Raw genomic sequence first — 15,502 nt, forward strand, 5'->3', positions numbered from 1 at the left:
TAGCTCACACGGGGCTCCAGAGCGGCGTATCCGCGCGCAGCCGGCTGACGGCCTTCCCAGCCGTGCGCCACGCCCGGGCAACCAGATCTTTGTCCTCCTCCGTGATCAGATTTCCCATGAGGCGTGCTGCTGCCGGCATGAGGTAGCGGCCACCAAGATTGCGCATGGCCACGGGCCCAGCGATGGGGAGGAACTGGGGATACGTAAGCAGCCGTGCGGCGGTGCGCGCCAACATGAAGGCTTCGCCGTAGCTCTCCCGCAAAACCCATGGCCAGGCCAGGGTGGCATCCGCGCCGGGGCTCATGGATTGGATGAGGTTCACAGCCATGATGGCCGTTTCCAGCCCGTAGTCGATGCCCTCACCGTTGAGGGGGTTGACGCAGGCGGCGGCATCCCCGATGAGCATCCAGTTCGGACCAGCCACGCCGCTAACTGCGCCGCCCATCGGAAGCATGGCCGAGGTGATGTTCTGCGGTTCGCCCAGGCGCCACTCCTTACGCACCTGATCCGCGTACTGCACCAGCAGCTTCTTGGTATTCACCTTCGCTGGGCGTGCGTCGGTAGACAAGGCGCCGCAACCAAGGTTGACCTGACCGGAACCAAGCGGGAAGATCCAGCCGTAGCCGGGTTGGATCTGCCCTGACGCATCGTTGAGTTCAACGTGGGAGTGCATCCAGGGTTCGCTAGCAAGCGGGGAAGCGCAATATGAGCGCGCGGCGATGCCGTAGACCTCCCCACGGTGCCACTGGCGGCCGAGCTTTTTGCCGAAGGGGGAGCGCACACCGTCCGCCACAATCACCCAGCGCGCGTGGATCTGGCCGCGGGGAGTTTCCACCGCGGAGATGAAACCGTCCGACCCGAAAGAGACCCCCGTGGCCGGGCAGTCGTAGAACACATCGGCGCCGGTGGTGGCTGCTAGGTCGGCCAGGGCGGCATCGAAAATAGCGCGCGGACTGGCGGACCCCTCGGTGCCGTAGATGCTGCGTGGCCACGGTGCGGTGACGGAACCCCCATACCCGTGAAGCTTCAGGCCACGATTGCGATAGGTGGGCAGCGCTGATTCCAGCCCCAGGGTTTTCAGCGCGTGGACCGCGCGGGGCGTCAGGCCGTCGCCACAGGTCTTGTCGCGGCCAGCGGGGGCAGCGTCCACAACAGCGGTGCTCATACCTGCCCGGACCGCGGCGATCGCGGCGGCGGAACCGGCGGGGCCAGCGCCGACAACCACGCAGTCATAGCGGCCTATAAACGAATTCACGGTACTCACGGTACATATTGCCGTAATTAGTTGTGGGGTGGACTACGGTAAAGGAGGTTCCTATTCCCGCCGCAGACCCGCAAGGACGATAGATGACTCACGGCTCTCCTAAACCCCCCTCAGCCAGCAACCAGCTGGATCTTGGGGATGAGGCGCTGGCAGCTCGCGTTGCTGACGGGTTGGCACGAGTGGAACAGCTCATGTTCCAGCGACTCGACAGTGGGCAGGATTTCCTGTCCGCCAAGGTGACGCACCTAGCTAAGGCTGGTGGTAAGCGTTTCCGTCCGGTGATGGCCATGTTGGCCAGCGAGTTCGGACCGCACCCGCAATCCGACAATGTTGTGCGTGGCGCCACCATCGTAGAGATGGTGCACTTGGCCACGCTGTATCACGACGATGTGATGGATGAAGCGGATAAACGCCGTGGTGTCGAGTCAGCCAACTCGCGGTGGACAAACACGGTGGCCATCCTCTCTGGTGACTTCCTGCTGGCAGAGGCTTCGCGCATCATGAGTGAGATCGATACCGCCACGGTGGCCCACTTTGCGGAAACCTTCGGACAGCTGGTTACCGGTCAGATGCGTGAAACTCTCGGCGCTGGTGACAACGACCCGATTGAGCATTACTTAAGCGTCATCCGCGAGAAGACGGGTGTACTCATTGCGTCTGCTGCCCACCTCGGCGCCGTTCATTCCGGTGCGGATCAGCCGACGATCGCCGCGCTGACCAAGCTCGGTGAGGCCGTGGGCATGGTCTTCCAGATCGTCGACGACATCATCGACATCTTCTCCGATACCGACCAGTCCGGAAAGACGCCGGGCACGGACCTGCGTGAAGGCGTGTTCACCCTGCCCGCGCTCTACGCCATGCAAGATCAGGGCCCCGCCGGGGAAGAACTCCGCGCGCTTCTTACTGGCCCGCTTATCCGCGATGCCGATGTCACGCGCGCCCTCACCCTCATCAGCCAAACCGATGGCCGCGAACGTGCCCTCGACTGTGTCCGGGACTACCTGGCCGTCGTAGATGAGTGCCTGGATCAGCTCCCCAATATCCCGGCAAATGCAGCGATGCGCCACATTGCCCGCTACACCGTCGACCGCGTGGGCTAGCTCAAGAAATGCCTGTATTCCAGCTGATTTGCACTTTCTCTGGGGCGCTGCTGTAAGGTAGTTCAGGCACGCCAGGTTGCCCGAGCGGCCAAAGGGAGCGGACTGTAAATCCGCCGGCATTAGCCTTCAGAAGTTCGAATCTTCTACCTGGCACCAACACAAAACACCGAGAGGTTCAACCCCTCGGTGTTTTTGTTTTCCCCGTCGTTTAACCCCGTTTCTACGTGGTGGCTGGACGATCACGAGTTAAGGGTCACTTGAGTATCAAGCTGCCTTTTTAAGCGCATGAAAAGCGCTTAAAAACTAGCGTTAGCCAGCCGATTTGTGCCGAGCGTATCCGACAGGTTAATCTTTTCAAGGCTTCAAACGAGCGGCTAACGCTTAAGAGGCTTAAGCCCCCTTAGCTCAGTCGGCAGAGCGTCTCCATGGTAAGGAGAAGGTCAACAGTTCGATTCTGTTAGGGGGCTCTGTTTTTTGCTGGTGACAGCAATCAACATGGCGGTGTAGCTCAGTGGTAGAGCAAGCGACTCATAATCGCTGTGTCGCGAGTTCAATTCTCGCCATCGCTACTCATCTACCCGGTCTCGGTCGGGGGATGTGCTCGCCCTCCCAGGAGCGCATGAGTGTTCGTGGTAGGGTTGGCGTACTGTTTAGCAGTACACCAAAAGGGGCGTGGCGCAATTGGTAGCGCAACGGTCTCCAAAACCGTAGGTTGCAGGTTCGAGTCCTGTCGCCCCTGCCACATAGACCTAAATCGAGGAGAGCTGTGACTGAAAACCAGCCAGGCCGGCATGCCGCAAAACCCACTGGCAAACGCCAGATGAGTGGTGCATCATCCGTCACCTCTGATTCTTATGAAGAAAAGCGTGCCTCCGCACCCGTTGTCGCAGATAAGGATGCTCCGGGTAAGGGTGCTGCCGCATTCCCCGGTGAAGTTGTCCAGGAGATGCGCAAGGTTGTTTGGCCGACGCGCCAGCAGATGCTGAACTACACCCTCATTGTGTTTGGCTTCCTCATCGTGATGACGGCCCTGGTCTGGGGCGTAGACAAGGGTGCAGCCTGGGTAGTTGAGCAAATCCTCGTCCGATAGGTATAATCTCGCTTTAGAAAAACATCCCGCCTCCCTGGCTCGCAGGGTAAGGCGGGATCAGTTTTTGGATGAGCGCAGTAGGCTGGGCGTCACATCTTTGTACAACTTCCACTAACTCACAGCCCCGACGCATAAGGAGCGGTCATGGCAGACGATCAGTACAGCCAGGAAGATATTCAGGAGCAGGAAGCTGACATGGTCAGCGAAGGTGGTGCCGTCGAGGAGTCCACCGATCCGGAGACGCAGGAGGCGGATGGGGCCGTCGCTAAGGCTGAGGCCGCGTTGGGTGGGGAGCCGGAGGAGAGTTCGGACGCTGAGTATAAGCGTCGTCTGCGTGAGTACACCCGTGAGCTGAAAAAGCTGCCGGGCCAGTGGTACATCATCCAGTCTTACTCGGGCTATGAGAACAAGGTGAAGACCAACCTGGATATGCGTATTCAGACCCTCGAGGTGGAGGATTCTATCTACGACGTGGTTGTGCCGATTGAGCAGGTGGTGGAGCTCAAGGACGGTAAGCGCAAGATTGTGAAGCGTAAGCTTCTGCCGGGTTATGTGCTTGTTCGCATGGACATTAACGACGCTGCGTGGTCCGTGGTGCGCGGTACCCCGGGTGTGACTTCCTTCGTGGGAAATGAGGGCAATGCCACCCCGGTCAAGCACCGCGATGTGGCCAAGTTCCTCATGCCGAAGGAAGCACCAGTTGAGGGCGAAGACGTGAAGGTCAGCCCTGAGGGGGAGACCGTCATTGCGATGCCGGAGCAGGAGGAGAAGCCGAAGGTCGCGCATGACTTCCAGGTGGGCGAGGCTGTCACGATTCTCTCCGGCGCACTGGCCAGTGTTTCCGCAACCATCAATGAGATTGATCCGGAGACCGGTAAGATCCAGGCACTCGTGTCCATCTTCGGCCGTGAGACCCCAGTGGAGCTCACCGCCGACCAGATCGAGCGCATCATGTAGCGTTTCGCTTATCGACGCATGTGGGGCCTGCCTGTTGGCAAGCCCCACATGATTTGGGGGCGCAGGTCTCCGTGACATACACTTAACGATCGTGCCTACCGCAGGTGGGTACGTGAAAACGTTCATCCCCGGTTGCTGGGTAACCCCGGAATCCGGAAGGACGCATGCTAAACATCGTGGCTGCGCCCTGTACCAAGGAAATGAGGTAATTCGATGGCTAAGAAGAAAGTCACTGGCCTGATCAAGCTGCAGATTGAAGCTGGTATGGCTAACCCGGCTCCGCCGGTTGGTCCGGCTCTGGGTGCGCACGGCGTGAACATCGTTGAGTTCACCAAGGCGTATAACGCTGCAACCGAGTCCATGCGTGGCAACATTGTCCCGGTGGAGATCACGGTCTACGAAGACCGCTCCTTCGACTTCATCCTGAAGTCCCCGCCGGCATCCAAGCTGCTGCTCAAGGCTGCTGGTGTCCAGAAGGGTTCCGGCGTCCCGCACACTAACAAGGTCGGTTCTGTGACCTGGGATCAGTGCAAGGAGATCGCGGAGACCAAGAAGGCAGACCTCAACGCTCGTGACATCGAGGCTGGCGCAGCAATCATCGCTGGTACCGCTCGTTCCATGGGTATCGAAGTGAAGAAGTAAATTCTTCCTTCCTTTCCATCTCTTTTGTTCCGGCGAGGTGCGTGAGCGCCTCGCCCGTGGCAGGGCCTGGTCAGGCCCGCACCACATTCCCTACAACCTTTAAGGAATCAACATGGCCAAGAAGCACTCCAAGAACTACACCGCGCAGCTGGCAAAGGTGGATCGTACGAACCTGTACTCCCCGCTCGAGGCAGTGAAGCTCGCTAAGGAGACCGCGTCGGAGAAGTACGACGCAACCATCGACGTAGCAATGCGTCTCTCCGTCGACCCGCGCAAGGCCGACCAGCTGGTCCGCGGCACCGTCAACCTGCCGAATGGCACTGGTAAGACCGTCCGCGTCGCTGTCTTCGCTGAGGGCGAGAACGCTACGAAGGCCCAGGAAGCTGGTGCTGACATCGTCGGTTCTGACGAGCTGATCGAGCAGATCAACGCCGGCAACATCGACTTCGACGTTGCCATTGCTACCCCGGATCAGATGGCTAAGGTCGGCCGCGTTGCCCGCGTCCTCGGCCCGCGTGGTTTGATGCCGAACCCGAAGACCGGCACTGTCACCCCGGATGTGGCTAAGGCTGTTACCGAGTCTAAGGGTGGCAAGATTGCCTTCCGTGTGGACAAGGCTTCCAACCTGCACGCCATCATCGGCAAGGCATCCTTCACCCCGGAGCAGCTCGCTGAGAACTACGGCGCTCTGTTGGATGAGGTCCTTCGCCTCAAGCCGTCTTCCGCTAAGGGCATCTACCTGAAGAAAATCACCGTGTCCGCAACCCAGGGCCCGGGTGTTCCGGTTGACCCGTCCGTGCAGAAGGACTACACCGAGGCGTAAATCGCTTCGGTTGGTTTGACCTTTCTGATCGAACCCCGCCAGTGCTTCCCGTGAGGGAGTGCACCGGCGGGGTTTTCGCTTTCGGTGCTTGGGGTGCACGATTCCCGCGAGCAGAGGGTAGCGGGGCTACAGCAGGGGAGGGGAACAATCGATTATTGAAAACGATTACCGCCAAATGTGGGTGACTAATCCGACCATTATGAAAACGGTTCCCATTTGCAGTAGTGTGACGCGAAGTTATTTTAGGGAAAGTGAAAAGAGGTCTCCCAGTGTCACACCTGAAAGCATTCGTGGTTCTCGTCTGCGCATTGCTGGCCACGGCTGTTGGTGCCGGCCCAGCCAACGCTGCTGATGTTGTGCTGGATCGTGGCCACGTGGATGCTTTCTATGTCGCGGCGGAGGGCAATCAGCTGAAGCTGGCACTACGTGAGGATGTCACCGGCCAGCACGTTGTGCGTGACCCGGCGAGTGTTCTGCTTTCGGTGGGGGAGCACACATACACGGATGACACGGCCCAGGTTCCGGAGATCGGCACCGGTGGCTACTACCTGCCCCAAACACAGGAGAGCGATCGGTTGTGGCCGGGTTGGGACACCAACGATGTGAGGCAGGGCGGCTTCGGGGCCGTGGACATCACCGTCACGGATATTGCTGGTCCCGGTGACGTCTGGTTGTTCCAGCAGAAGGGTTTCGGTGGCGTTGGGCCGGTTCTGTCCGGTGGTGAACTGACCATTCAACCGGGCAGTGTGATCCACCAAGCGGAGCCATCTCACGTGCATGCGAGCTGGCTGTTCACTCAGCCGGGCGTGTACACCATGAAGGTGAAAGCCTCCGCGGGCGGTGCTGAGTCCAACGAGGCGGTGTACACCTGGGAGGTCGGTGGTGCGTCCAATAGGGCAGCTACTGGGGCTAACGCGGCTGCAAATGGTGTAACCCCGCTGGCGGCCAACCGCTCAGCAAACGCGCAGTCGGCGGGTGCGCCCGTGGCCCCAGCGCAGAGCAAGTCGCAGGCACCCGCCGCAGGCGCAGGACAGGCACCGCAGGCCGGCCAGAAGTGCTCCCCCGGGTTGGTGCCGCGGGTGAAGGACGATAGGACGTCCCCAGCGGAGTGGAAAGACCCGGCGAGTTTGAGCTTCGGTCTCGGCAATGAGGCGAAGGCGCGTCTGCCGCAGGCGGTAGGTTCGGTGCCGGCTGGTGATGTGTGGATGATTGGTTCTGTCCAGCAGGCGGGTGTTCCGTGGTTGGGTGCTAATACGCAGCATCCGTCACTCGTGGAGAACACGACCGGTGAGGTGACGTGGACGGTCACCGGATTCAACGGGCCGGGACCTATGGCCGTGTTCACCCAAGGTGGACTGGGCCAGATTGTGGGTGAGGAGTGGTTCCGCGCAGCCGATGGCAAGGCGCAGGGCACGCACACTATTCCGGCAAACACGCACGTGCATCCGTCCTGGGTGTTCGGCAAGCCAGGCACGTACAAGGTGACTATCGCGCAGTCTGCAAAGACGAAGGACGGGCAGACAGTGTCCGGCGCGGCCACGCTGACCTTTGTTGTGGGTGGGCAAGGCAATGCCAATAGCGGTCACTTCGATTTCGGTTCGCTCTTTGACGCTCAAGGTAACTGCGGCGCCGCTCCTGCGAGCGGGATCGGCGGTGATGCGATTGGAGCAGCAGGTGCCAGCGGTGGCGGCAGCCTCGCTGACACAGGCATGTCCATCATGACGGTTCCGTTTGCCGTTCTGGGCCTGGGGGTTCTGGTGTTCGGTGCGGGCATGGTGCGGTTGTCCCGGAAGATCTTCGGATGAACACGCTGAAGGTTCCCTGTGTGCTTGTGGCGCTGGGGTTGGTTGGCGCGCTCGCCGGCTGCGCGGTGGATAGCACGGCAACGGAAGCAGACGGTGGCAAGGCGAAAGTGGTGGCAACGACGTCCATACTCGCGGACATTGTCTCCAACGTCGCCGGTGATGCCGCCCAGGTGACGGGGCTGATCCCGCCGGGGGCGGATGCGCACAGTTATGAGTTAGGGTTGCGCGCGGTGCGCGATATTGCGTACGCGGACGTGGTGTTCACTAATGGTCTTCTGTTGGAACCCCAGCGACTCATCCGCACGGTGGACACCACGGCGCCGGAAGGCACACGGGTAGTCCCCGTGGCGGAGCAGGCAGAACGCCATGGGTTCCAGCCGCGGCTGCTCGTCGAGGATGCCGGGCTGGACGCGCCCTGGTTGGGGCTGCGCGTGGCGGTTCCGGAGCAGGACAAAGCCGTGGTGCCAAAGACAGCAGTGGCGGATATTGCTCTCAAGGAGGTGGCCGGTCCCGGGGAAATGGCGGCGTACATCGTGGGCACGTTCGGTACGCCCGAGCTGCTGTTCAATTCCGCGGACGGATTGGATGGCAAGGATGAGACGACGCTGCCTATCGACGCCCATACCCACGTCAGCTGGGCCTTCTCCAAACCAGGTGTGTACACGGTCACCGTGGGGGCCACGGCGCGCGCGGACATTAATGCTGAACCGACCCCGCTGAAAGACCAGACGTTCACCATTGCCGTTGGTGTGAACCCACATGAGGTGTTGCCCGGGGCAGACGTGCTCAACGGTGGACACGTGGATATCACCGCTGAGTTTGGGGCGGACTACCATGGCGCGGTTGGGTTGGTGGGGGATGGGCCAGATGGGGCGTCGATAAGCCATGCGTATGACCGCGCGGTGATCGCTGTGCCGAGTGCGACGCTGCAAGAAGTGCCCGCGGGGCGTGAATACCGGTTCTTGGGCAACCCCGGCGAGGAAACGTACCTGCTGCCACAGGCCGTGCTGGGCAAGCACGTCCACGGTGAATTTGACCCGCATTTCTGGCACGACGTGGAGGCCGTGAAAGCGGTGGTGAAGGTCGTGCGGGATGAGCTGAGCGCGGCTGACCCGAGTCACAGCGCGCAGTACAACACGAATGCGGAGAGCTACCTGGCGGAGCTTGATCGCCTTAACGACGACGTCAAGGAGGCCCTTGCGCAGATCCCGCAGGATCACCGCAATCTGGTGACCACCCATGACGGATACGGCTACCTCGCGGATGCTTACGGGCTGAACCTGGCCGGCTACATCACGCCGAATCCGTCGGTGGAGCCGAGCCCCCGCGACATCATCGCGCTCACACGAACCCTGGAAAACCTCGGGGTTCCAGCGGTGTTCTTGGAACCGGGGGCGGAAAGTGCCCCGAGCGAACTCGAGGAAATTGCCGGGCGCCTCGGCGTGGCCGTGTGCACGATCCGCGGCGATGCGCTGGACCCGCCCGGGACCGGAAACGCGCATTCCTACATCGAGTTCATGCGGGCGAATGCCCATTCACTTACCTCCTGCCTATCCGCTTCGGGGTCCGGCTTGCGGACCCCGAAGCCTGAAAAGAAAGAAGAACCATGACAATTCGTGCCACCATCGCCACTCACCTCACCGCGGCTGCGCTCAGCGGGGTGATGCTTGCGGGCGCTCCCACGGCTTTTGCCCAAGGCACTGCCCAGGACCCGGCGCTCCAGCAAGTTGTGGATGACAGTGAACAGGTTGCCCCGTTGGGGGAGAAGGCTGTGATTTCCGCTGGCCATGCAGACCTTGGGCCACTATACGTGGATGGGCAGATGCAGCTGATGGTGCGGGATGATTCCATCGCACCACCGGTATGGCGGCACCTCGAAGACGTTGTCTTTGATGTGTCGGACGCAGCCCAGCAGACGCTTCCGGAAGGCAATGAATTTGATTTCACCGGGGCCAAAGGCGGGGACACCGTGTGGGTGGTCCCGCAGAATGAGGTCCAGGGGGTGCCGTGGCTGGGCTGGAATACGCAGTCGCCGAAGGTGGTGGATACCACGGATCATGGTGTGAACCTGGAATTCGGTGGGCATGAGGGTGAGGGGGATTTCTCCCTGTTCCTGCAGTCCGGCGGGTTCTCCCAGCCACAGCAGCTGTGGAACTCACGTCTGGCTGGCAACCAGCCGATGTGGGTGGAACTGAACACGCACACGCATGCCAACTGGGTGTTTACCAAACCGGGCGTGCACCTCATTGGGGCTCGCGTTGTGGTCAAGGACAAGGACGGGGTGGAGCACACCAATGAGCAGGTGCTGCGCTTTGCCGTTGGTGATGGCACAGACCCACAGCAGGCAGCTCAGGCCACGTTCAAGGGGCCGTGGAGGAGTGCAGATGGGGATGTGGGGGAGCAGACAGACGCGGAGAAGCGCAATAGCTCGGTGCTGTGGGTGCTTGGCGGGCTTGCGCTGGTGGTGGCCGTCGTGGGACTCGCGGGCGCGGCGTTGATGCGGCGTGCGCGGGCCACGCGGGACGAGGCTCTCACTGAGATGGGCGGGGATGCCTAATGCGCCATTACTTGGAAGAAGCCGTGTTGGTTGCGGAGGGGCTGCGCGTCAATTACGGCCCCGCGAGTGTGTTCGCGGATGTGAGCGTGACGGTGGGCGCCGGGGAGTTTGTTGGGTTGCTTGGGCCGAATGGTGCGGGCAAGACGACGTTCCTGCGCGCGTTGTTGGGTCTGGTCAAGGCCGATTCTGGTGAGGTTGAGGTGTCCGGGCAGCGCGGTAAGGGGGTGCGGGATGCCGTCGGCTATGTGCCGCAACGTCATGCGGTGGCGTGGGATTTTCCCATTGACATTTACGTGATGGTGCTCAGCGGCCGCCTGAGTTTGCGCCCATGGTGGTGCCCCGCCAGTCGCGCGGACCACATCGCCACAGCGCGCGCTATCAAACAGGTCGGCCTGTGGGACCTGCGCGAACGCCCAGTGGGAAGGCTCTCCGGCGGTCAGCGTCAGCGTGTCCTCGTCGCTCGTGCGCTTGCGCGTGAGCCGAAGCTTTTGCTTCTCGACGAACCCTTTACCGGCCTTGACATCCCCACCACCGAACAACTTTTGTATCTCTTCCGCGAGCTGGTGGACAGCGGTGTGGCTGTGGTGATGTCCACGCACAACGTCGCTGAGGCGGTGTATTCCTGTGACCGTCTGATCCTGTTTAACCACGGCATTGTTGCCGATGGCAGCCCGGAGGACCTCGCTGACCCGCAGCCATGGTCGGAAACTTTTTGTGTGGCCCCGAATTCACGGTGGTTGGCTGGAATTCATGCTGTTCAAGGAGGCGTTCGTGCCTGAGATTAGTTTTGTGCAGTTCCTGGTTGATTTGACCAACCCTCAACTGAGTTTCCTGCCGCGCGCCCTTATTGTGGCGGTGATCGCGGCGGTGGTCTGTGCGGTGGTGGGCTGCTACGTGGTACTTCGTGGGATGGCCTTCATCGGTGATGCTGTGGCGCATGCTGTGTTCCCCGGTATTGCTGTGGCCTTTGCGTTGCAGGTGTCTGTGCTGCTTGGCGGTGCTGTTGCCGGCATGACGGTGGCGCTGTTGATCGCGGTGTTCTCACAGCGGGAACGGGTGAAGGAAGACACCGTGATCGGTATTTTCTACGCCGCCGCGTTCGCCGTGGGGCTCGTGGTGATCTCCCGCGTTGAGGGCTATACCGCCTCGCTCACTTCTTTCCTTTTCGGTTCGCTGACTGGGGTGTCGGAGCAGGATATGTGGGTTTCGGCGGCCGCCGGCATTCTCATTGTGGGGCTCATGCTGGGCTTGCGTCCGTGGTTTACTGCGGTGAGTCTGGACCGGGAGACCGCGCGTTCCATGAACCTTCCCGTTTTTGTTCTGGACCTGCTGCTGTACTTGGCGGTGACCACGGCGGTGGTGATTTCCGTGCGCACGATCGGCAACATCCTCGTGGTGGCCCTCCTAGTCACCCCGGCTGCCACAGCCCGGATGTTTACTGACAAGCTCGGCGTGATGATGTTGCTTGCCGCCGGCACCGGTGTTGCCGGCTCCGTCCTCGGAGTGTGGCTTTCCTGGGCCTATGACACCCCCACCGGCGCCACCGTAGTGCTCTGTCTCACCGCATTCTTTGTAGTCAGCTGGCTCTTTTCGCCCCAGCAGGGGCTGGCCACCGAACGTTTTCGCCGCCGTACACGGCACGACTTAAGGAAGAACCTTGCTCACTCACTCAACTGATACTTCTGCTCTGCGCCGCGGTGTGGCTGCCGTGTCTGCCGCATTCGTGGTTGCTGGCAGCGCCTTAAGTGGTGCCTTCCTTGGGGTTGGCACTGCTGCTGCGGACCCTGTCGTATCGAGTGCCCACCGCCCCGGCGATGCAGGCTTTGGTGTGAACCTGCCCGCGGACACCACCATGACAACCACGGAGGGCAGGCAGGTGACCCATCCCTGCGCGGGCCGCAAGCTGTTGTACCACTCTCACGTTGATGCGTTGTACGGCACCCGCGACGCCCAGGGCGCATTGTCCGTGATGGCGGTGGATGGCCAATCCGTGGTGCCCATGGATGATGTGTGTTTCCGTCTCGCGCCCGACGCGGATGCGGACGGTAATGAGGTGAGCCGCATCACCGTCCCCGACTCCGATGCCTTGTCCTTCCTGGGGGCACCGGGTGATGTGGTGTGGACCGCCCCGCAGTCCGTCAGCTTCTTCGACCAGTGGCGTCCGATCTGGGCGGGCCTTGGCGCCTTCGACCCGAACCACGAGTTGGATGGGCGGATCCCCACCAATTTCGTCGACGACCTCATGTATTTCGACCTCAAAGAATTCTCCGGACCGGGCGACATGAATGTCTTCTTCGCTGGCGCGGGCGGTGCCGGGGATGTGGAGCACGCCTTCAGCAGCGCCGATGAGACCAAGCACAGCATTGACTACGAAGTGGGTGCGCATGGCCATTTCACCTGGACCTTCACCAAGCCCGGTATTTACGCCACCACGTGGCAAGGTCGTGCCGAGCTTATCGACGGCACCCAGGAACTCACCACCCCCGTCACCATGTACTGGCTAGTCGGCACCGATGAACAGGCGGGGTTGCCGAAGGGCACGACGACGGAACTGCGGCCCATCACCAACCCGCTGGCACCCACGGACACGCCAGCACCAGCACCGGCACCTGGGCCATCACCGGGACCCAGCCAGCCGCCTGCGCCGTCGAATCCGCCCAGCGGCCCCAGCACGCCTGCGCCCCGCCTGCCCAACGCTGCGGAGAAGTGCCAGGCAGCCAAGGCTCTAGCGGGCAAGCCGGACACCATCATTACCCACGGCCACCTCGATATCGCTCTGGCCGGCGGTGGGGATAAACCGATCACGTTTGAGCTTCTCGACGGCTCTGATCCGGCCAACACCGTCTCCCGCCCGAGCGGCACGTTCGCCCTGACCGTCCCTGATGCGTCGAAGGTGACACCGCCGGCAAAGGTCCGGGAATCTTTGCCGGGCCAGCCGGAAACCCTGTGGTCCTTACCGCAGTCACAGAAGGCAAACATGCCATGGCCAGGCTTTTCGACGGATCACCTCGCCCCCGAAGTTCTGGCCTCCGGCAGCACCGTGACGGTGTCCATCAGTGATTACACCGGCCCCGGCCGGATGCTGGCGTGGCATGAATCCCTCGGTGGTCTCAAGATCGCCTTTGATTCCCACGACCGCAGCCACGTAGTGAAGTACCCAGCCCGCGCACACGATCACATGGCCTTCGGTTTTGATCGGCCGGGCTACTACACCGTGAGGTTTAACGTCAGCGGGGAAACCACGGAGGGGGAGAGCATTGACCACTCCATCGACGTACCATTCCTCGTGGGGGACAAAACCATCGCGGCAGCCAAGGCACATAAGACTGCCGGCTATATGGACCTGGGTGATCCGGATGAGCTATGCGCGGGTTTCCCGTCTGCCCCATCGGTAGCCAGTCCATGGACCCCGCAGAGCATCGGCCAGATAGGCACCGCCGTACAGCAACTCGGCAAAGCCCTTGACGGCACCCTCAAAGCCGCCACCCCCAACCAGACCAACACGAAAGGCAACACCAAAGGCAACACCAAGAAACCCACTACCAAGCCCGCGCCCGGCCAGCCGGCTGGCACTGCACCCCAAGTCCAAGCAGGTGCACCAGCTCCCGCTCATGTCGCTGCACCAGCTGGCGTTGCGCAACCCGCGGCGGTGGGCGGTGGAGTTGCCCAACCTGCACCAGCAGGTGCTGCCGAGGGCATCGCGGATGTGGTGGAGGATCCAGCAGAAGAGGTTCCGCCGGTTGAGGTGGGGGAGGAAGGGGCGCCGATTAAATCGTCGATAAGCGGAATGGGCGTGCCCGATGAGGACACTGATCGCGTGGATAGCATCGGCGGGCTCGCGTCACTCACGGCGGGCGGATTCTGGTCCGGGCTCGCGCTAGGCGTGGGCGTGATGGCGCTGATTGGCGGGATCGTGCTGTTTAACGCGGCGCGGCGCCTGATCAAGGATTTGGAAAAAGCCAAGGGGAAGCGCTAGGGTACTCAACCGAAGTTTGAACGGGTACTACCCGAGCTCAAGTTTCACCGAAGACCGTCGGTCATCTGCCCTCGAGGCAGATCGAAGGATCCCACCCAGGGATCGGCCCACGCAGGAGAAACGTGGCACCTTTCGCGCAACATGCGCACTGCCTCGTGCTTCTGCACGGGGCTTTTTGTCGCTTCGCTCCAAAACGGATGCAAAGTGTCTGAAAGCTCCGGGCGGACAAGACATGAAGTAATGGGAAGGAGGCGTGTGTTATGGCAAACCCGAAGAATGTTGCGGAGCTCAAGGCTCTCAAGGAGAAGTTTGAGTCATCTTCCGCTGTGTTCCTCACCGAGTACCGTGGTCTGACCGTTGGTCAGCTGCAGCAGCTGCGCGGTGATCTGGGCTTTGATGTTGAACTGCACGTCGCCAAGAACACCCTCGTGAAGATCGCTGCTAACGAGCAGGGCATCGAGGGTCTCGATGATCTTCTCACCGGCCCAACCGCCGTTGCCTTCATCCAGGGCGACGCATCGGTTGACGCTGCGAAGGTGATGAAGAAGTTCGCCAAGGAGAACGACAAGTTCATCCTCAAGGGCGGCTACATGGATGGTAACCCTCTCGACGCAGCCCAGCTGGACGCTGTCGCAGAGATGGACAACCGCGAGACCACTCTGGCCAAGCTTGCCGGCGCATTCCAGGGTTCTTTGGCAAAGGCTGCAGGCCTGTTCCAGGCTCCGGCCTCCAAGACGGCACGACTCGTTGCCGCACTGCAGGACAAGCAGGGCGACGCCGCTTAAGGCAAGCCCACCACAAACACACTTACAAGTCGGCCACACGGCCGCATAAAGAAAGGAAGCCACAATGGCTAAGCTCACCAAGGACGAGCTCATTGAGCAGTTCAAGGAAATGACCCTCATCGAGCTCTCCGAGTTCCTGAAGGAATTCGAAGAGGTCTTCGACGTTACCGCTGCTGCTCCGGTTGCAGTTGCTGCTGCCCCGGGCGCTGCCGGCGGCGATGCTCCGACTGCTGAGGAGAAGGACGAGTTCGACGTCGTTCTCGAGGACGCTGGCGACAAGAAGATCGGCGTGATCAAGGCTGTCCGCGAGATCGTCTCCGGCCTGGGCCTGAAGGACGCCAAGGAGATGGTTGAGGGCGCACCGAAGGCCATCCTCGAGGGCGCAAACAAGGACGACGCTGAGGCTGCAAAGGCCAAGCTGGAAGAGGCTGGCGCAAAGGTCTCCCTCAAGTAAGAGCGTCTTCGCATCATGCCCCCGCCGATTGGTGAACTAGCCCCCGAAA

Annotated in this window: 14 protein-coding genes and 4 tRNA genes; 17 read left to right on the plus strand and 1 reads right to left on the minus strand. The window is 61.4% G+C overall.

Annotated features, from left to right (window positions below; genetic code table 11):
- Nucleotides 1-4: 4 nt before the first annotated feature.
- The gene (locus HMPREF2129_RS08550) at nucleotides 5-1,264 is read right to left on the minus strand and encodes a geranylgeranyl reductase family protein (RefSeq protein ID WP_052093061.1); all 1,260 of its coding nucleotides are present in this window, start codon (nucleotides 1,262-1,264) and stop codon (nucleotides 5-7) included.
- A gap of 83 nt (nucleotides 1,265-1,347) precedes the next feature.
- Here HMPREF2129_RS08550 and HMPREF2129_RS08555 point away from each other — a divergent pair, with 83 nt between their 5' ends.
- The 17 genes from HMPREF2129_RS08555 to rplL all read left to right on the plus strand — a co-directional run bounded on the left by HMPREF2129_RS08555 (nucleotide 1,348) and on the right by rplL (nucleotide 15,453).
- On the plus strand, nucleotides 1,348-2,364 hold the full coding sequence (locus HMPREF2129_RS08555; protein WP_034665516.1) for a polyprenyl synthetase family protein: 1,017 nt from the start codon (nucleotides 1,348-1,350) through the stop codon (nucleotides 2,362-2,364).
- A 70-nt stretch (nucleotides 2,365-2,434) separates the two neighbouring features.
- Nucleotides 2,435-2,520: transfer RNA gene (locus tag HMPREF2129_RS08560), tRNA-Tyr, on the plus strand.
- A 238-nt stretch (nucleotides 2,521-2,758) separates the two neighbouring features.
- A tRNA-Thr gene (locus tag HMPREF2129_RS08565) sits at nucleotides 2,759-2,831 on the plus strand.
- Nucleotides 2,832-2,861: 30 nt separating this feature from the next.
- A tRNA-Met gene (locus HMPREF2129_RS08570) sits at nucleotides 2,862-2,933 on the plus strand.
- 97 nt (nucleotides 2,934-3,030) lie between these two features.
- Nucleotides 3,031-3,106: transfer RNA gene (locus HMPREF2129_RS08575), tRNA-Trp, on the plus strand.
- A 24-nt stretch (nucleotides 3,107-3,130) separates the two neighbouring features.
- Nucleotides 3,131-3,454: a preprotein translocase subunit SecE gene (secE, locus tag HMPREF2129_RS08580; RefSeq protein WP_034665518.1), complete on the plus strand. Its 324-nt coding sequence runs from the start codon at nucleotides 3,131-3,133 to the stop codon at nucleotides 3,452-3,454.
- Between the two features lie 144 nt (nucleotides 3,455-3,598).
- Nucleotides 3,599-4,411 carry a transcription termination/antitermination protein NusG gene (gene nusG, locus HMPREF2129_RS08585; RefSeq protein ID WP_034665519.1) on the plus strand — a complete coding sequence of 271 codons (813 nt, stop codon included), beginning with the start codon at nucleotides 3,599-3,601 and terminating at the stop codon, nucleotides 4,409-4,411.
- A 213-nt stretch (nucleotides 4,412-4,624) separates the two neighbouring features.
- Complete coding sequence (gene rplK / locus HMPREF2129_RS08590) at nucleotides 4,625-5,053, plus strand: 50S ribosomal protein L11 (RefSeq protein ID WP_034665521.1); 429 nt, start codon at nucleotides 4,625-4,627, stop codon at nucleotides 5,051-5,053.
- Between the two features lie 112 nt (nucleotides 5,054-5,165).
- A complete protein-coding gene (gene rplA, locus HMPREF2129_RS08595; RefSeq protein ID WP_034665522.1) occupies nucleotides 5,166-5,876 on the plus strand; it encodes a 50S ribosomal protein L1 in 711 nt (236 codons plus the stop codon).
- A gap of 269 nt (nucleotides 5,877-6,145) precedes the next feature.
- A complete protein-coding gene (locus HMPREF2129_RS08600) occupies nucleotides 6,146-7,681 on the plus strand; it encodes a TIGR03773 family transporter-associated surface protein (RefSeq protein ID WP_052093063.1) in 1,536 nt (511 codons plus the stop codon).
- Nucleotides 7,678-9,291 (plus strand): anchored repeat ABC transporter, substrate-binding protein, encoded by a 1,614-nt coding sequence (locus HMPREF2129_RS08605; RefSeq protein ID WP_084576741.1) that lies wholly within the window; start codon nucleotides 7,678-7,680, stop codon nucleotides 9,289-9,291. Before HMPREF2129_RS08600 ends, HMPREF2129_RS08605 begins: the two co-directional genes overlap by 4 nt.
- Nucleotides 9,288-10,238, plus strand: coding sequence for a choice-of-anchor M domain-containing protein (locus tag HMPREF2129_RS08610; RefSeq protein WP_052093064.1), 951 nt, complete (start codon nucleotides 9,288-9,290; stop codon nucleotides 10,236-10,238). The genes HMPREF2129_RS08605 and HMPREF2129_RS08610 overlap by 4 nt, the downstream gene beginning before the upstream one ends.
- A complete protein-coding gene (locus HMPREF2129_RS08615; RefSeq protein WP_156959270.1) occupies nucleotides 10,238-11,017 on the plus strand; it encodes an anchored repeat-type ABC transporter ATP-binding subunit in 780 nt (259 codons plus the stop codon). Before HMPREF2129_RS08610 ends, HMPREF2129_RS08615 begins: the two co-directional genes overlap by 1 nt.
- Complete coding sequence (locus HMPREF2129_RS08620) at nucleotides 11,010-11,915, plus strand: anchored repeat-type ABC transporter permease subunit (RefSeq protein ID WP_232218134.1); 906 nt, start codon at nucleotides 11,010-11,012, stop codon at nucleotides 11,913-11,915. The genes HMPREF2129_RS08615 and HMPREF2129_RS08620 overlap by 8 nt, the downstream gene beginning before the upstream one ends.
- Nucleotides 11,896-14,214 (plus strand): choice-of-anchor M domain-containing protein, encoded by a 2,319-nt coding sequence (locus tag HMPREF2129_RS08625; RefSeq protein ID WP_052093068.1) that lies wholly within the window; start codon nucleotides 11,896-11,898, stop codon nucleotides 14,212-14,214. Before HMPREF2129_RS08620 ends, HMPREF2129_RS08625 begins: the two co-directional genes overlap by 20 nt.
- A gap of 260 nt (nucleotides 14,215-14,474) precedes the next feature.
- Nucleotides 14,475-14,999 (plus strand): 50S ribosomal protein L10, encoded by a 525-nt coding sequence (gene rplJ, locus HMPREF2129_RS08630; protein ID WP_034665525.1) that lies wholly within the window; start codon nucleotides 14,475-14,477, stop codon nucleotides 14,997-14,999.
- 64 nt (nucleotides 15,000-15,063) lie between these two features.
- A complete protein-coding gene (gene rplL, locus HMPREF2129_RS08635) occupies nucleotides 15,064-15,453 on the plus strand; it encodes a 50S ribosomal protein L7/L12 (RefSeq protein WP_034665527.1) in 390 nt (129 codons plus the stop codon).
- The last annotated feature ends 49 nt before the right edge of the window (nucleotides 15,454-15,502 follow it).

Source organism: Corynebacterium tuscaniense DNF00037, from assembly GCF_000759055.1.
GTDB lineage: Bacteria > Actinomycetota > Actinomycetes > Mycobacteriales > Mycobacteriaceae > Corynebacterium > Corynebacterium tuscaniense.

What these genes read in the sequence shown, in the direction of transcription:
- rplJ (WP_034665525.1), top strand. Translation starts at nt 14,475, where the DNA reads ATGGCAAACCCGAAGAATGTTGCGGAGCTCAAGGCTCTCAAGGAGAAG.
- HMPREF2129_RS08610 (WP_052093064.1), top strand. Translation starts at nt 9,288, where the DNA reads ATGACAATTCGTGCCACCATCGCCACTCACCTCACCGCGGCTGCGCTC.
- HMPREF2129_RS08555 (WP_034665516.1), top strand. Translation starts at nt 1,348, where the DNA reads ATGACTCACGGCTCTCCTAAACCCCCCTCAGCCAGCAACCAGCTGGAT.
- rplK (WP_034665521.1), top strand. Translation starts at nt 4,625, where the DNA reads ATGGCTAAGAAGAAAGTCACTGGCCTGATCAAGCTGCAGATTGAAGCT.
- HMPREF2129_RS08605 (WP_084576741.1), top strand. Translation starts at nt 7,678, where the DNA reads ATGAACACGCTGAAGGTTCCCTGTGTGCTTGTGGCGCTGGGGTTGGTT.
- HMPREF2129_RS08615 (WP_156959270.1), top strand. Translation starts at nt 10,238, where the DNA reads ATGCGCCATTACTTGGAAGAAGCCGTGTTGGTTGCGGAGGGGCTGCGC.
- rplA (WP_034665522.1), top strand. Translation starts at nt 5,166, where the DNA reads ATGGCCAAGAAGCACTCCAAGAACTACACCGCGCAGCTGGCAAAGGTG.
- nusG (WP_034665519.1), top strand. Translation starts at nt 3,599, where the DNA reads ATGGCAGACGATCAGTACAGCCAGGAAGATATTCAGGAGCAGGAAGCT.
- rplL (WP_034665527.1), top strand. Translation starts at nt 15,064, where the DNA reads ATGGCTAAGCTCACCAAGGACGAGCTCATTGAGCAGTTCAAGGAAATG.